The following is a 14,457-nucleotide window of genomic DNA, read 5'->3' as shown; positions in this document are numbered from 1 at the left end:
GGCAACGACGCCGTTGCGTCCCAGTCGAAGTCGCCGGACTCCCCGCCCCACCGCACAGTTCCTTCGGAGACCGCGAGGACGCTTCGGAGACTTATGATGGCGGCTACGGCGTTGTATGCCTGAATCGCCTGGCTTTGTCGTGGGAAAGTAGCGGGTGGGTCGTTACGTGCACCAGTTAGCCCTGCTCTGAGTTGGGGTGCGCACATCTGGTGCATGCCAGGCCCCTACGTACCGCAGCCGATTTCTCGGAGCTCCGCCAAGACCCTGGCTCATCTCAATTCCGTTAGATTCCCCGCTGAGTGATTCTGTATGCCGCTCCCGGCGTGCCGAACAAACGCGTCGATAGCGGCGGTTGCCCGCAAGTAGCGCCCTTCGTGCTCCCCAGGTGCCCCTGGGCCGGTCCCACTTCGCTGGATGTCCCTTGACGCATCTATGGCTTCCTCAGCAAGTCGGATCAGTGCCTCATCGCTCGTTAGGAGCTTGATCCTGAGGATCTGAGACCTGACGGCCGCCTTCTTGTCGTACGCCTCGGACCGCATGTTCGCTTCTGCGTCGGGGTCCCGATTGAGCCGGTGCCACCGTTCGATCTGCTCATGGCGATACTCGATGACTGAGGTCGCGAACGCATGGTATGCGGTAAGCCGGTCCTGTCGCAGGCGCTCCGCGAAGTTCTGACGCACGGTTCTGTCTGCGTTGACTCGCTGGAAATAGTGGGTGGCAGCCGCACCGAGGAGTGTGCCAGCGATGGCTATCAAGGCAGTGATCACAACAGCTGACTTTACGGGCCTGTGGGTTGAATCTCCTTACGCACAGGGCGATCCGGACCACGACTGGCCCTGTTCTGGGCTGGGGTGCGCATGCAGGGGCCGACTCACCGCCTGCCCGATAAGGCCTGCCTGTCTCGCGCAGAGGCTCGCAGGCCAAGGGTGGACGAAGGTTCATCAGCGCAGCTGACGCGCTAGCGCCTTTGAGGCGTGAGGGGCGCGGGATCACAATGCAGGCCAACCCAGACCAGGCCACGCGGCCACCGGTCGCGATACCACCGACCTCACCGCGGATTCCGTTCAGCAATTCACCACGTGGCGCATCTCGCTACTGGCGCTGGTCGCGCTTGCCGAAGTTCCCGGCTTCTCGCCAGGCAAGGTCTACGTGTGCTGGGCGTTGGTGACCGCAATCGAGCTCGGTGCCTGATTGGTCGCGAACAGTGCTGCCGTAGCGGGAGGCTGGCCAGACCACGATTCCGTCGTCCAGCCACGACACCAGGAAGTGTCCGTTGTCCTTGCCGATCATGTTCTCGGCGTAGTCGGCCTCGTCGAAATCGAAGGTGAGCTCATCTCCTGGATTCATCCAGTAGTCCCTCCCCCATGGTTCGACCCAGACCACGAGCGCCTTGTCTGAGTGAGGGTTGGACAACATGATCTTGGGCACCAAGAAAGCCTAGGCCCAGGCACCCAACGCGCGCGCTCCGGCGGATTCTGTTCAGCAATTCGCCGGGCAGGGTGTCCCGGCCGGGGGGGTCGACGTCGTTGGCGACCCGCTACTAGCTTCGCTGACGGCGGCCAGGAAGTGAAGCGGGCCGAAGTCGTACTCAGGGAAGACGGTTGTGGAGGGTGCGGTGGTGCAGGGGGCTGGCACGGCCACAGCCGGTCGACTGGCACGATGCCGGCCGATCCGTCAGAAGCCGCGGGAGAGACAGTCGGGTACGGCTCGCGTCGCACCCAGCACTGCTCGGGTGAAGGCAGAAAGCAGCCAGATAGGAGAAAGCCGCCACGGTCTGGCACAGTTGTGCCACCGACGCGCCGACGGGCGCGACTCGCCCTTTGTCACGCGCTGCGCGTTGCAGCGCGGCGGCGGGCGCGCATGCCCCGCCGCAAGCACCCTTGACTCTATATAGCCGAATTCGGCAACCACTTTGTGTGGCGAGTGGCTCTCTACAACTCGGGGACGTTCACCGACTGTGCTTGGTTCCAAGCCCGTGAACGGACAGGTTCGGCTGAGTCTGGGTGGTGATTGTGCGGGAGCTGCGGATCAGCGGCAGGCACATCAGTCGCGGTAGCGCTAGTGATCGTTCTGCGGAAGGGAGGGATCGGGCCGAGGGAAAAAGTCGATGACAACTACGTGGTCTCCGACATAGCTGTCGAGGTCGTCGACCAGCCAGCTTTCATCGGGCCGGATCCGATGAAACCTGAACGTGCCATTGGTTTCGTTGGTCGCGATGATGCATCGCAGCGGAATCGGCGTGTCCAGGTCTTCAGCCAGGCGCCCGACCTCCCGCGCAAGTGCGATCCCTTGCCGAAGCAGGGTTCGCTGCGCGTCGACACTGATGATCGGTCCCTCGGCACACGTAGTCTCAACGGGCACAAAATCTTCGAGGTGGAAGCTGGTATGAGAACATTCCCAGCCGGTTAGATCGAAGGCCCGCCCCAGCGCGTCGTCAGCGTGCGCGGGAACCGGGCCCCAGCACACCACCTCGCCGCGGCATTCGATCCCGCCATCCACCCACGTCCGCAAGCCGGCCGCCAAGCTCCCTTCTGGATCCAGGCCGTCGAATCCGCCCCGCACACCGAGCACCCTCGCCGCTCGGTCGTTCATCATCACTGTAAGCACAACCAAAGCTATCGCTCTTACCGACGCCGAAGGCACGCCGCCGAACGAACATGCTGACAGAGCGCCGTTTTAGGAAGCCAGCAAGGTCCGAGGCGACTCACGAACTCGGCAGATCAGAGCGTTCGGCTGGCAGGTGCCGGGCTGGGTAAGTGTTAGGGCGCAAACGGTTCCGGCCTTTGACGGCTCGAGCAGGCTCGGGACACCTCCACCTCAGACGGCCCCTGGCTCGAATCGAACAAGCGCCACGGTGATCGACCGGCTGCCCTGACCGCACCCTGTGCCAGCACGGTGATCGGGAGTTCAGTAGTGGTACCCAGCCTGCACGACCGTGGCAGTCTCCCCCGAGACTGAATAGACCAGCCTGTGCTCACTATCTATGCGACGTGACCAATAACCCGACTTGTCGCCTCGCAGCGGCTCAGGCTTGCCGAGACCGTTGAAGGGATCGCGGGCGATGTCGTCGATCAGGCGGTTGATGCGGATTGCGACCTTCCGGTCGGTACTGACCCAATGTGTGTAATCTTCCCAAGCGACCTTGACGAAGACGACTCTCATCGGTCCCCTTCTGGCCGGAACTCCACAACATCCCCCGACTCCGCCTGCGCGATACCCTGCGCCAATCTGGCCGCGTTGGCAGGTGAACGCAGCAGGTACAGCGTTTCCTGCATCGAGTTGAATTCCTCCTCACTCAGCAAGACGGCGTTGCCCTTCTTGCTGGTGATGCGGATCGCGGTGCGGTCGTTGTTGACCTCTTCGATGAGCGGGAACAGCTTGTTCCGCGCTTCGCTGGCAGACACGGTATCTGTCATCGGACTCCCATCCTTGTACGAGATACTTGTACTGTACCGCTTTTCCGTACAACTTGATACGCTGAAACAGGCACGGACACAACAAAAGAGGCCCCCACCTACGTGAACGTCCGCAGGTGAGAACCTCTTCTACTGCTCCCCCATCTGGACTCGAACCAGAAACCTGCCGAGTTGCAGACGGGCACGCTACTACAGACAACCCGAGGCAGTCAATCGCGACTCGAAAACCCGTTCTGACCAGCGCAAATAATGACTGCCGGGCTACAGTTTACAACCGGACACAACCCGGCATTACGCTGACGACCAGCGACTTTCTGGAGACTTTTAGGCGGATCAGCCCGGCCGATCCCGGCCCGCCCAGCCCTAGTTGTGACAACGCGGCGACACTGGCACCCCGACGAGCGGGGTCAACTAGGCCGCGCCATAATCGAACGTATGTGCGACTCTATGCGACCCTACGTGCGCACCGGGCAGTGGACCGAGCCGTCGCCCCGGTTCTGTCCGAACGGGCATCGGCTCGGGGCTGGACGTTCGCTCGTCACCGCGATGCCGTGTCGTCGGATCGGCGGACATCACCGCGTCCACACGTGCTGGGCCTGTGGTGCGACCACCTACAGCCCGCCCGCGCACAACGACTGCGAGCACTGAGACGGCGGGTTGTTGGCCCTGTGCTGGGTTGGGTTGCGCATACAGGGGCTGGCTCACCGCCTGCCCGATAAGGCCTGCCTTTCACGCGCAGAGGCTCACAGGTCAAGGGTGGACGAATGTCCATCAGCGCAGCTGACGCGGATGCGCCCTTGAGGTGTGAGGGGCGCGGGATCACAATGCAGGCCAACCCAACACAGGGCCAAGCGGCCGCAGGTCGCTCCAAGTTCGATGGAACCGAATTCTGTTCAGCAACGTCCAACCAGGTATGACACAGGAACAGCACGTAGTAGTTCGGCCAGTGCCGCAGTACGAACCGGCGCTGGAACAGTCCCCCCGCACGGTCGATGGTGACACCGGGTGGTTGGCGCACTTCGACGGTGAGGAGAAGCCGCCCGCTGCGTAGTCGGGTTTGGTGCCCTGCCGTCCTGCGTGGGTGGAGAGGTCGCCACGCAGGGGGCAGGGTGTCCTGGCCTGGGGTCGACGTCGTTGGCGACCCGCTACCGACCTCGTTGTCGGCGGCCAGGAAGTGAAGGGGGGCCGAAGCCCCCGGCCGGTCAGTGGTACTCGCGCATGAGCTCCTCGCCGACGCGGTAGTCGTCCAGGCAGGGCTGGCAGGCGAAGAGCGGCTTCCAGGGGCCGAAGTCGTACTCGGGGAAGACGGTGGTGGAGGGTGCGGTGGTGCAGGCCCAGCAGGTGATGACGGTGGTGTTGGACATGATCGGGGTTCCTCTCCGGTTGGGGTGGTCTGGCTCTGTGTCGGTGGAATCTGGGCTCGCCCGGACCAGGCCGCACCCGCCCCGGCAAAGGCTCACCACCCGAGGTGGTCACCCGGCTGAGAGCTCAAGGTGAGACGAAGTGCCCGAAAGGACGTCGCCGCGGGTGACCACCTCGGGTGGTGACACGTCTTGGTCTTTGCCGGGGTGGGTGTGGTCTGGTACGCCATCGGCAGATTCCGTCGACGCAGAGTCAGGCCGCACCAGGCGGAGAGGAACCCTGGTGACCATCGCTGCTATCCGCGTGGGGATGGCGCAACCACAACCGGTCGACTGGCACGATGCCGGCCGATCCGTTCTGAAGCTGCGGGAGAGACAGTCGGGTACGGCTCACGTCGTGCCCAGCACTGCTCGGGTGAAAGCAGAAAGCGGCCAGAAGAGGTGGGGCCGCCACGGTATGGCGCTGAGCGTCGCCGACGTGCCGACGGGCCGCGCGACTCGCCCTTTGTCGCGCGCTGCGCGTCGCAGCGCGGCGGCGGCGCTCTGCGCCGCCGCAGGCGCCCTTGACTCTATATAGCCGAATTCAGCAACCACTTCGTGAAGTGGTTGGCGCTCAACAACTCGGGGACGTTTACCGACTGCGCTTGGTTCCAAGCCGACGAACAGACAGGTTTGACGGGATCTGGCCGGTTCGGACGTGCTGGGGCTGGGTGGTGATTGTGCGGGAGCTGCGGAGGTGAGGCAGGCACGCGAGTCGCGGTAGCGCAAGGGCTGGTTCGCGACTGTGGACAGATGCCTGGCTGTGGATGCGTTGGGGTGCAAACGGTTCCGGTCTGTACCCGCTTGAGTACGCTGGGGACACCTCCACCTCAGGGGCGGTACGGGACCTGGTCACCGTGCCGTGCCGAGAAGGGAGGTGGTGGGAGATGGCGAAACATCGCCGGAGCAAGCGGAAAGCCCCGGTCGATTACGGTGTGCTGTTGGTAGCAGCGTCCGTGATCGCCGGGGCTCTGTTCCTGGTCAGCCGAGTTTGGCGGGCTAGCTAATCCCATCAGGGTGGGCCGTCGCAGCAACGGCGGTCCACCCGCTCGACATCACTCGCGTGATGGCTCGATGGTACCCCGAGTTCCCCAACTTCACACCCAACGTGGTGTGAGGTTCCGCCGCTCCTGACGTCTTCAATCTGTGTCAGATCGTTGCGGGGCCAGCGCGCAAACGCACCGCTGCTTCGATGTACTCGGCCGCCTGGTCTGGCGTAAGTTGGGCAGTGTCGAACGTGGCGTTGGCAACGATTTGGGGTGTTGCGTCTCGGGCCGCGAGTCGCTCGGCAATGTCGCCAGTGTCGCGAGCCACGATCCGAGCTTTGGCGGTCGCCAGGTCAGTGACAAGCTGCACGACCGTCCATCGCACCTCAGGCATCGCAGTCTCTACTGCAGCGATCACCTCTGGCTGACCAGCGTGGACAACCGGGATGAATCCATCAGCAAGCAGTTGAGACAGGCCAGGGCGATCGATCGCATATCGCGCGCCGTACCGCTCGTTGATCCAGATCATTTGGCCGGTCTCGGTAAGCCGACTGATCTCCGCTTCGTCGGTCATTCGGTATCCAGTGGTACGACCTGGCCCGCACTTGAGCCTGTGAAACAGCTGAAATCGCTGGTCGCGCAGAGCGAGAGCGGTCGTGATCGTATCCTTGCCGGTAGCTGGCCCGCCGTACAAGATCACACCCGATTTCACTGGTCGGCGTCCCTGCGAAATGACTCGATGAGCTGCTGAGCCTGGGTCCTGAGCGGTGGGCTGTCTGGGTCGTTGTCGACTACGACATGGGGCGCCAAGGGGCGAAATTCGGTGTCTAGCCCTGCGCTGTACTCGTCCCAATTGGCGAGCTTCGCATTGTCGCGACCCGCGCCACGTCGGCGGAGGTACATCAGCATCGTGTCGAGTGAACACCGAACCCACACGAATGTGCAGTCCGCGTCGTAGGTATCGGCTCGGGCGATCACGCGGTCAAGCCAAGCGCGGTCTGTGAACTCGCGGAGGTACGGGGCGGTGGCGATCGCGGAGTTTCCGACCTCGATGTTGTCGTGCACGACGCCCTCAAGCGCCTCGTACTCGCGTGGCCGAATCTTCGTCAGGTACGTGTTCGACTCGCGATCATTGACAGTCTCGCCGAGGTCCTCAAGTGCCGGTTCGATCAGCGGACGAGCGATGGTGTCCTTATCGAGTATCGGCCAGTTCGTGGCCCGAGCCAACGTTCGGGCGAACTCGGACTTGCCAGAACCTGGGTAGCCCCCCACGAAAACCACACGCGGGCGAATCGGTCGGACCGGCGAAGACAGCGCAAGAGTGATCGCGGTGGGGGTGGTGACGACGCGCCCGGATCTGTTGAGCGACGTGATGTAGCCCTCTTTGGAAAGGAGTTCCATCGCCTCGGTGATGGTGCGCTGACTGGCACGCCAGTCCTTTGCAAGGTCACGCGTGGAGGGCAGGCGCTGGCCATCCCGAAGCCTCCCGGCCTCGATGTCGTTCCTGATCGCCTGAGCGATCCGAGCGGACGCGGTCGGCGTGGGGTCGATGGCGGGCACGGAACTCCTTCGGTAGCAGTTGCTGAAGCGATGGTATCAGCTGCGACCGACGACCTGACCTGGGAAAAGGCCGGGACTCAAGGTTGCTGCATGTTTTCGGAGAAAGTAGTTGCGCCCTAAGGGGCGCAGTTGCTACCGTTGTGGCACGGGGCACACAGACAGATCAACTCGAACTCACGGAAGTCCCCTAATCAGAGGAGATGTCATGGCACTTCAGCGCGGTTTCCGCTTCCCGGTCTCGCAGTCCGAGGCGTTCCCGATGGGCTTGCTGCTCAACGGTCAGATCGAGGCTGCGATCAAATACAACCCGGACCGCAACGCGATGCCGGAGCAGCTGCGGGACTACAACCCGAAGACCAACGAGGGCACTCAGTTGCTGATGTGGAAGGCCAACGTCACCGATCCGCACGAGCCCAAGGCCAAGCGCAAGAGCTTCGAGCTGATCTTCCTGGCCGAGGACGTTCCGATGGTCACGGGTGACGAGCTGGCTCCCGGTACGGGCCTGCGCATGATCGAGGTGGAGGGCCTGATGGCCGAGCCGAAGGTGATGGGTCAGGGCGAGTTCAAGTACCAGGGCTACCAGTTCTATGCCGGTGGCATCAAGGGCGATAACTCCGGTGCCCGCAACGTCACCGCCGATCGCAAGGCCGCGTGATCGCGATGTCCTTCATGCGATTCGGTAGCGGCTACTCCACCGACATCTCTGTCGAGTACTTCGCACAGCACCCCAGTTCGGTGACGGACTCGATGGTCCCGGCCTTCTTCTCGATCGATCTTGTGTTGCCGGACGCGGATTCGCGGGCGGGGTTGATCCTGTCGATCGAGGACGCGCGGACGGTGGCCGAGGAGTTGACGCGGCTGCTCATGTCCCACGATGCCATCGAGCACGCAGCCAAGGAACACGCTGCGGCTGTGGCTGAGTCTCAGGCGGCGTGACCGTGAGTACGGCGGATCAGCAGCCCAAGAGCATTCGGTGGGCACGCTGGTCCGCCGTCCTCATCGTCTTGGCCATCGGGGCCGCCGCGTTCGTTCTCTCGTTCGCGGCTCTGCGTGACCTCGCGGTCATGGCCCACACTCCCACCCATCTTGCGTGGCTGTTCCCGGTGATCGTGGACGGCACCATCATTCAAGCCACCATCGCGGTCCTGGCCCTCGCGGACAGTCCAGAGCGGACCTTCTTCACCCGCGTATTGATCGCGGGAGCGACGGTCTCGATCGGCGGCAACATCGCCCATGCACTGGCCTCAGGTCACGGCATCATGGCCGCAACTCTGGCGGTGATCGCCCCGGCTGCCCTGCTGCTCGACACTCACGGCCTGGCCGTGCTGTTGCGCTCCCGCAACACCTCGACCGATCCCACCACAGACGCCGAACCGGCTCCGGTGGCCGAAGCGGTCGAGCCCGATTCTCCCGAACCTGTTGTTCCCGAACCTGTTCCGGCACCGCTGCCGACGAGTTCGCCGATTCCGCCGGCAGTTGTCCGGCCGACCACTCCGCCGCCGCCTGTGCGGGTGGTTCAACCTTTCCAGCCCCCGCGCCCGGTCGCGGTTCCTTCAGGAGGCAACTGACATGTTCGATCACATCTCCGTCCGGATGTCTGGCAGATCAGACGCGGGATACACCACGGTGAACTACCACTCGACCTTGAACACGGTCGATGTCACCTTCGGCGCGCACAAGGTGACGCTGTCGGTGGTCGATGCCGCTTCATTGGCTGACGCGATCACCGCCGCGCTGGACACCTACACCTCGAACTTGCAGGTGGTGTGGTGATGCTGCACCAGCGTGAGGGCTACTGGGAAGCGCGCAGAGAGCCGACCTTGGCGCAGTTCCTGCTGCTGATCAACAACCATGAATTCGTACAGCAAGGCGTTCCGGGAGTCCGCTACAACGCCGACATCAACCACGGAAACGGCGGCATCCAGATCGCCCTGGGTCACGTGGCCGGGTGTGTTCGGTGGCTGGAACTCGCCCCTGCCGACGCGATGGAACTGATCGAGCTGTTGGCCGCCGCGATCGGTGACGCCCACGGGATCGAACAGCCCTTCATCGACCGCACTGGCGAACCTTGCACCTGGGCGTGCTGCTCGTCGAAGGCGGTGCGGTGATGGGTACCACGATTGTCTCGCTGTCGACGGTGATGGCCGCCGGGGTGCTGCTGTGGTGGCGTCACCTCGACGGAGTCACGCCCGCGGCTTCCGAGGAAGAGGACCCGTTGGCGCATGTTCCGGCCGAACTGCGGGTCGCGGTCATGGTGATGACCGACTCACGCCAGCTGGCCTACATGTGGAAAGCCCTCGGACTCGGGAGCCCGGATAGCGGCTGGCCCAACGTCTTGACCCTGACTCGGGTTCCTTCCGGTGCTGTCGCCGAGGTGCAGTTGCTCGGCGGTCAGACGGTCTCGGACTGGACCAACGAGGACACCCGCGCCCGCCTCGCCGCTTACCTCGGTGTTCCGAAAGTCCTTGCCCGCGAGACTGATTCGGGATTCGTCGAACTCGACCTGAGGTGCTGGGACACCCTCGCCAGCCCCGTCACCGTTCACCCCGACGCGTTCATGGCAACCGGCGTGGATCTGGGAGCGGTCCCGGCGGGTGTGCGCGAGGACGGCCGAGATTGGCTGGTCCGGTTGCTAGGTACGCACATCTTGCTCGCTGGCGCCACCGGGTCGGGTAAGGGCTCGGTGCTGTGGTCGCTGGTCGCCGGGGTCGGTCCCGCGATCAAGGCCGGATACGTCGACGTGTGGGTGGCAGACCCCAAGGGCGGCATGGAGTTCTCGCGCGGTGAGGACCTGTGGACCCGCTTCGAGTGGACTGCTGCCGGGATTCTGGCGATGCTCGCCGACGCCGTGGCCCAGATGCAGGAACGCACCGCGGCGCTCAAGGCTGCTCGTATCCGCAAGTTCACGCCGTCGCCGGACATGCCGCTGGTGTGGATCGTCATCGACGAAGGCGCTGCGTTGTCGTCGTTCGCTTCCCGCGAGGAGCAGGAGCAGTTCCGCCAGTACACCGGTCTGCTGCAATCCCAGGGCCGTGCGGTCGGCTACTCGGTGACTGCGGCTGTGCAGGACCCGTCGAAGGAGACGATGCCGAACAGGCAGCTGTTCAACGTCCGCATCGGCCTTCGGCTGGAGGAGGTCACCCAGATCCGGATGGTCCACGGCGATTCGGCCAAGGACAAGGGCGCTCGCTGCGACGAAATCCCCGCTGACACACCTGGTGTCGGCTACGTCGCCGAGGACGGCAAGGACGGGTTCGTGCGGGTGCGGGCGTTCATGGTCACCGACGACGACATCGACGCTCTGGTGGCCGCCTACGCCCCTGCTGCGCCGGACTACAGCCCGCAAGGCGATTACTCCGATTTCGACCCGGACTTCATCCCGGGCGAGGACGACGACACCGAGGACATGGGACGTGCGGCATGAAACGCGGAATCACCACCGAAGCACACATCGTCATCTACTGCGACACCTGCGGGGATCGGTTCACCGGCGAATACGTCGACGACCCGACCTGTGCGCACAGCATGAACGAAGCGATCGCCCAGCTGGCCGATTCGCCCTGGCACTACGACGGTGACCGCGTGTTCTGCGGCACTTGCCTGACCCTGGCCGAATGCGCCGCCGAGGGCCGCCACGCCTTCACTTCCCAGCGGTTGATCTGGCTACTGCCCCGCCCGAAGCCGGGAATGCAGCACTGCCGACGCTGCGGGATCTCCGAGGCCGAAGCCGGTGACGGCCCGGTCGATCCGCTGATCCCGGTTGCGATGCCGGACCTGAGCCACCTCGCTTTCTGCTGTGGCCGACGGATGGTCTTCGCGGGTTCGCGCGTCGACGACCCGTATCACACCCCTCTGGTGCGCTGCGCGGAATGCGGCAACTGCGAACCCGACACATCCCGTCTCGACTCCACCAACCTGAAGGACTGAATCATGGCTTCTATCAACAATATTCGTCGCGACTCCAACGTGATCGACTTGCAAGCGCATCGCCGTGGCCGCCTCGAACGCGCTGGCCTGGACCCGCTGGCGGTGGCGGTGCACCTGCTCGCCGAAACCGGGTCGGCCCCGATGTGGAACGACTACAGCGACGTCAGCGACTGGGACGACTGGGGTGACGCGGCATGAGCACCGACCCGAACACCGCCCAGCACTGGGGGCTGTTGGTCGGCGAAAACGTCGAGCCGTTGCCGAAGGTTCGCAGCGCCGGAGATGCCTACATCGTCGGTACGAAGGCCCGCCGACGAAAGCCCATCGTGGTCTACCGCCACAACCCCTGCGAGCCGTGGCGCAGATTCCTATCCGGCAAAGAAGTACCGACACAGCTCGAATTCGATTGGGGCACAGCATGACTCGCAAAGTGAAAGTCACGATCGATTCTCCGGTCGACTTCGCCGATGTGGTGATGGACGCGATCGGCCGCGCAATGGTCGGCGTCGTCGTCACCGGGTTCCAGCTGGTGTGGTGGGCGGTGCTGTTCCCGATGGTCTCGCTGCCCGCCGGCCTTTCCGTCGCTGTTGGATGGTGGTTCGGCTGGCCGGTCGGGGTCGGGGTGGCTGGTGTGGCAGTCGCGGGGATCATGCTCTGGCGCTGGAAGTGCCCAGAGATGTTCGAGCGCTGGCTCACCGGTCGTATCCGGTCCCGCTGGCTGACCTGGTTCCGGTACCGCCGCCGCTGGGCCACCGTCATGACCGCCTGCCAGCTCACCAAGACCGACAGCAACGACCGCGTGATCATCCCGCGCCTGGTCGATGTCCGGATCGGGGAATCGATGGACACCGTGCGGACAAAGATGCTGCCCGGTCACTCCCCGGCGGATTGGGAGAACCGCGCCGAGCACCTGGCCCACGCGTTCGGCACCCGCCACGCCCACGCCGCGATCATCGGCCCCGCCCTGGTCGAAATTACCCTCCGCCGCGCCGACTCACTCGCGGAACCGATCGTCGTCGACTTCGAATCGGTAGCCGGATTCAAGACCGTGCACACCCGCAAGGCCGCATGACCACCACAACAACCGACATCCATCGAGCTGAGGGAGGCCACACCATGGACACGAGCACCACCACTGACGATTCCATGGCTGCGGTCTCCCTTGGCCATATGACCGCTGCCCAGCGCCGCGCGATGCCCTCGCTCAAGGACATCGCCGAAGCTGCCGCCGAGAAGGAAGGCGTGTGCGCTCGTGTCGTTCCGATGCGCGCCGTTGACGACCGGACCGGCAAGATCTCCTACATCGGTGCCCCGTGCAAATGCCGCTTCGAAGCGACCTGCCCGGCGTGCGCCAAGGCTTACCGCACCCTGCGGGCCAACCAGCTGCGTGAAGGCTGGTGCCTGGATCGGGAACCGGTCGATGAGACCGTCGAGCCCACCCAGGAACAAACAGACCTCCTCAGTGCTCGTGCGCACTTGTTCGACCAGTTCCGCCAGGCCCGCGACGACGAGGACACCGACACCGCCGACTCGATCCGCGCCCTGGTCGCCGAGATCGACGCCGAACTGCGCGAACTCGGAGTGAAGGGCCGGTTCCCGTCGCTGGACGGCAAGCCTGCACGCAGAGCCAAGTCCACTCGCCGTCGTCAGGACGTGCCGGACCTGCCCCGCCGCAAGGTCGAAAAACGCACAGTGGGCGAGGTCTACAACGGCTACCAGCCCTCCACATTCCTGACCCTCACATTGCCCTCGTATGGCGCGATCAACAAGGTGTGGGACCCCAGGGGAGGCAAAGACGGCAAGGGCGCGATGGCCTCGGACGGCTCGCCGGTCGACCCGGACACCTACGACTACTCCCGCGCTGCCCGCGATGCGATCCACTTCGCTGCCCTCTATGACCGGTGGGTGCAGAACCTGCGGCGTGCGGTGGGCTGGAACGTTCAGGTGTTCGCCAGCGTCGAACCGCAGCGCCGTGCTGCTCCGCACCTGCATATCGCTGTCCGGGGCTCGGTGTCGAACAAGATGCTGAAAGCGGTCACCGCGGCGACCTACCGCCAGATCTGGTGGCCACACTTCGACCGTGAGGTCTACACCGGAGAGAACATGCCGGTCTGGGACTACGCCGCCGGCACTTTCACCGACCCGAAAACCGGTGCCCCGCTGACCACCTGGGATGAGGCCCTATCCGTGATGGATGAGGTAGACGACCTCGACCCCGCCCACGTGATCCGCTTCGGGGTGCAGGACAAGCCGATTCAGATCCTCGGCGGTACCGACAAGATGGAACGCCGGGTGCGCTACCTGACCAAGTACCTGACCAAGAGCGTCGGTGACCTGCTCGAACCGGAGTCGCGTCGGGTGGCTGAACACTACGACCGGCTACACGCCGAGATGTGCGTGACCCCGTGCTCGCCGAAGTGCGGTGTGTGGTTGCGGTACGGGATCGTGCCCAAGGGCGCCAGCGAGAAGACCCAGCCCGGCTACTGCAAGGCCAAAGCTCACCGCCGCGAATTCCTCGGCGTTCCGGGTCGGCGGGTGCTGGTGTCGAAACTGTGGACCGGCAAGACCCTCCCGGATCACAAGGCCGAACGACAGGAATTCGTTCGGCAACAGCTCGCCGCCGTGGGCATCGAAAAGCCTGACACCTCGCACCTGCGCGTGTATCCGGTCCCGCCGGGCGACCCGGACGCACCGCCCCGCGAAAACCTCGTGATGGCGCTGGTGAATGCCCGGCAGAGGTGGCGCGTCGAGTACAACACCGCCCGCCTGGCCCTGGCCAACGAGCCACCAGACACACCGACTTTCGTTCAGCAATCAGAAGCAGCCTGAGAGGGGATCACCATGGAGCGCATTCAGACCGACGTCACCGCGACGCGCTGGGCTGACACCAGAGAGGCCGCGCGGATCGTCCGTTGCCATCCGGAGGTGCTTCGGCGCTGGCACCGGGAGGGCTCCGCACCGTTCGCGCTTCCACGTCCGAAACGTCGTGGGCGGCAGTACTTTTGGGATGCTGATGCGCTGCATGCGGCAATGGAGGCGTTGGAGACTGACGAGAGGTACACCGGGACCGATGGCTAGGACTGGTCGACCGCCGCGACCTGTCGGCGTTCCTGGCAATGTCCGGCGAACCGAGCTCCGTCCGGGCCATTGGGAAGCTGAGACGTGGGT

At 64.3% G+C, this 14,457-nt stretch carries 20 protein-coding genes; 12 read left to right on the top strand and 8 right to left on the bottom strand.

Annotated features, from left to right (window positions below; translation table 11 throughout):
- Window positions 1-269: 269 nt before the first annotated feature.
- The 8 genes from ACFVAV_RS27475 to ACFVAV_RS27440 all read right to left on the bottom strand — a co-directional run bounded on the left by ACFVAV_RS27475 (window position 270) and on the right by ACFVAV_RS27440 (window position 7,362).
- On the bottom strand, window positions 270-767 hold the full coding sequence (locus tag ACFVAV_RS27475; protein WP_379038367.1) for a hypothetical protein: 498 nt from the start codon (window positions 765-767) through the stop codon (window positions 270-272).
- A 325-nt stretch (window positions 768-1,092) separates the two neighbouring features.
- Window positions 1,093-1,428: a hypothetical protein gene (locus ACFVAV_RS27470; RefSeq protein ID WP_379038365.1), complete on the bottom strand. Its 336-nt coding sequence runs from the start codon at window positions 1,426-1,428 to the stop codon at window positions 1,093-1,095.
- Between the two features lie 630 nt (window positions 1,429-2,058).
- Window positions 2,059-2,592: a hypothetical protein gene (locus ACFVAV_RS27465; protein ID WP_379038363.1), complete on the bottom strand. Its 534-nt coding sequence runs from the start codon at window positions 2,590-2,592 to the stop codon at window positions 2,059-2,061.
- 315 nt (window positions 2,593-2,907) lie between these two features.
- On the bottom strand, window positions 2,908-3,162 hold the full coding sequence (locus tag ACFVAV_RS27460; RefSeq protein ID WP_379038361.1) for a Txe/YoeB family addiction module toxin: 255 nt from the start codon (window positions 3,160-3,162) through the stop codon (window positions 2,908-2,910).
- On the bottom strand, window positions 3,159-3,416 hold the full coding sequence (locus ACFVAV_RS27455) for a type II toxin-antitoxin system Phd/YefM family antitoxin (RefSeq protein ID WP_379038359.1): 258 nt from the start codon (window positions 3,414-3,416) through the stop codon (window positions 3,159-3,161). Before ACFVAV_RS27455 ends, ACFVAV_RS27460 begins: the two co-directional genes overlap by 4 nt.
- Window positions 3,417-4,618: 1,202 nt before the next feature.
- Complete coding sequence (locus ACFVAV_RS27450) at window positions 4,619-4,780, bottom strand: hypothetical protein (protein WP_379038357.1); 162 nt, start codon at window positions 4,778-4,780, stop codon at window positions 4,619-4,621.
- Window positions 4,781-5,965: 1,185 nt separating this feature from the next.
- Window positions 5,966-6,376 carry a kinase gene (locus tag ACFVAV_RS27445; RefSeq protein ID WP_379038355.1) on the bottom strand — a complete coding sequence of 137 codons (411 nt, stop codon included), beginning with the start codon at window positions 6,374-6,376 and terminating at the stop codon, window positions 5,966-5,968.
- Window positions 6,377-6,510: 134 nt separating this feature from the next.
- Complete coding sequence (locus tag ACFVAV_RS27440; protein ID WP_379038353.1) at window positions 6,511-7,362, bottom strand: AAA family ATPase; 852 nt, start codon at window positions 7,360-7,362, stop codon at window positions 6,511-6,513.
- A 205-nt stretch (window positions 7,363-7,567) separates the two neighbouring features.
- On the opposite strand from ACFVAV_RS27440, the gene ACFVAV_RS27435 reads away from it, so the two are divergent.
- The 12 genes from ACFVAV_RS27435 to ACFVAV_RS27380 are packed head-to-tail and all read left to right on the top strand — an operon-like array spanning window position 7,568 to window position 14,367.
- Entirely contained in the window at window positions 7,568-8,017 is a 450-nt protein-coding gene (locus tag ACFVAV_RS27435; RefSeq protein ID WP_379038351.1) for a hypothetical protein, read from the top strand.
- Window positions 8,018-8,031: 14 nt separating this feature from the next.
- Window positions 8,032-8,298, top strand: a complete 267-nt coding sequence (locus ACFVAV_RS27430) for a hypothetical protein (protein WP_379038349.1) — start codon at window positions 8,032-8,034, stop codon at window positions 8,296-8,298.
- A gap of 2 nt (window positions 8,299-8,300) precedes the next feature.
- The gene (locus ACFVAV_RS27425) at window positions 8,301-8,930 is read left to right on the top strand and encodes a DUF2637 domain-containing protein (protein WP_379038347.1); all 630 of its coding nucleotides are present in this window, start codon (window positions 8,301-8,303) and stop codon (window positions 8,928-8,930) included.
- A gap of 25 nt (window positions 8,931-8,955) precedes the next feature.
- Complete coding sequence (locus tag ACFVAV_RS27420; protein WP_379038345.1) at window positions 8,956-9,135, top strand: hypothetical protein; 180 nt, start codon at window positions 8,956-8,958, stop codon at window positions 9,133-9,135.
- Between the two features lie 47 nt (window positions 9,136-9,182).
- Window positions 9,183-9,470 (top strand): hypothetical protein, encoded by a 288-nt coding sequence (locus tag ACFVAV_RS27415; protein WP_379038343.1) that lies wholly within the window; start codon window positions 9,183-9,185, stop codon window positions 9,468-9,470.
- Window positions 9,470-10,786, top strand: a complete 1,317-nt coding sequence (locus ACFVAV_RS27410; RefSeq protein WP_379038342.1) for a type IV secretory system conjugative DNA transfer family protein — start codon at window positions 9,470-9,472, stop codon at window positions 10,784-10,786. The genes ACFVAV_RS27415 and ACFVAV_RS27410 overlap by 1 nt, the downstream gene beginning before the upstream one ends.
- Window positions 10,783-11,289 (top strand): hypothetical protein, encoded by a 507-nt coding sequence (locus tag ACFVAV_RS27405; RefSeq protein WP_379038340.1) that lies wholly within the window; start codon window positions 10,783-10,785, stop codon window positions 11,287-11,289. Before ACFVAV_RS27410 ends, ACFVAV_RS27405 begins: the two co-directional genes overlap by 4 nt.
- A 3-nt stretch (window positions 11,290-11,292) precedes the next feature.
- Window positions 11,293-11,487: a hypothetical protein gene (locus tag ACFVAV_RS27400; protein ID WP_379038337.1), complete on the top strand. Its 195-nt coding sequence runs from the start codon at window positions 11,293-11,295 to the stop codon at window positions 11,485-11,487.
- Complete coding sequence (locus tag ACFVAV_RS27395; protein WP_379038335.1) at window positions 11,484-11,711, top strand: hypothetical protein; 228 nt, start codon at window positions 11,484-11,486, stop codon at window positions 11,709-11,711. Before ACFVAV_RS27400 ends, ACFVAV_RS27395 begins: the two co-directional genes overlap by 4 nt.
- On the top strand, window positions 11,708-12,361 hold the full coding sequence (locus ACFVAV_RS27390) for a hypothetical protein (RefSeq protein ID WP_379038332.1): 654 nt from the start codon (window positions 11,708-11,710) through the stop codon (window positions 12,359-12,361). Before ACFVAV_RS27395 ends, ACFVAV_RS27390 begins: the two co-directional genes overlap by 4 nt.
- Window positions 12,362-12,405: 44 nt before the next feature.
- On the top strand, window positions 12,406-14,118 hold the full coding sequence (locus ACFVAV_RS27385; RefSeq protein WP_379038329.1) for a replication initiator: 1,713 nt from the start codon (window positions 12,406-12,408) through the stop codon (window positions 14,116-14,118).
- Between the two features lie 12 nt (window positions 14,119-14,130).
- The gene (locus ACFVAV_RS27380; RefSeq protein ID WP_379038327.1) at window positions 14,131-14,367 is read left to right on the top strand and encodes an excisionase; all 237 of its coding nucleotides are present in this window, start codon (window positions 14,131-14,133) and stop codon (window positions 14,365-14,367) included.
- Window positions 14,368-14,457: the final 90 nt, after the last annotated feature.

It is taken from the genome of Nocardia sp. NPDC057663, from assembly GCF_042799895.1.
In the GTDB taxonomy this organism is placed as follows: Bacteria; Actinomycetota; Actinomycetes; order Mycobacteriales; family Mycobacteriaceae; genus Nocardia.
Note: the sequence above shows the minus strand (reverse complement) of the source record. Positions and strands in the feature narration are given on the sequence as shown.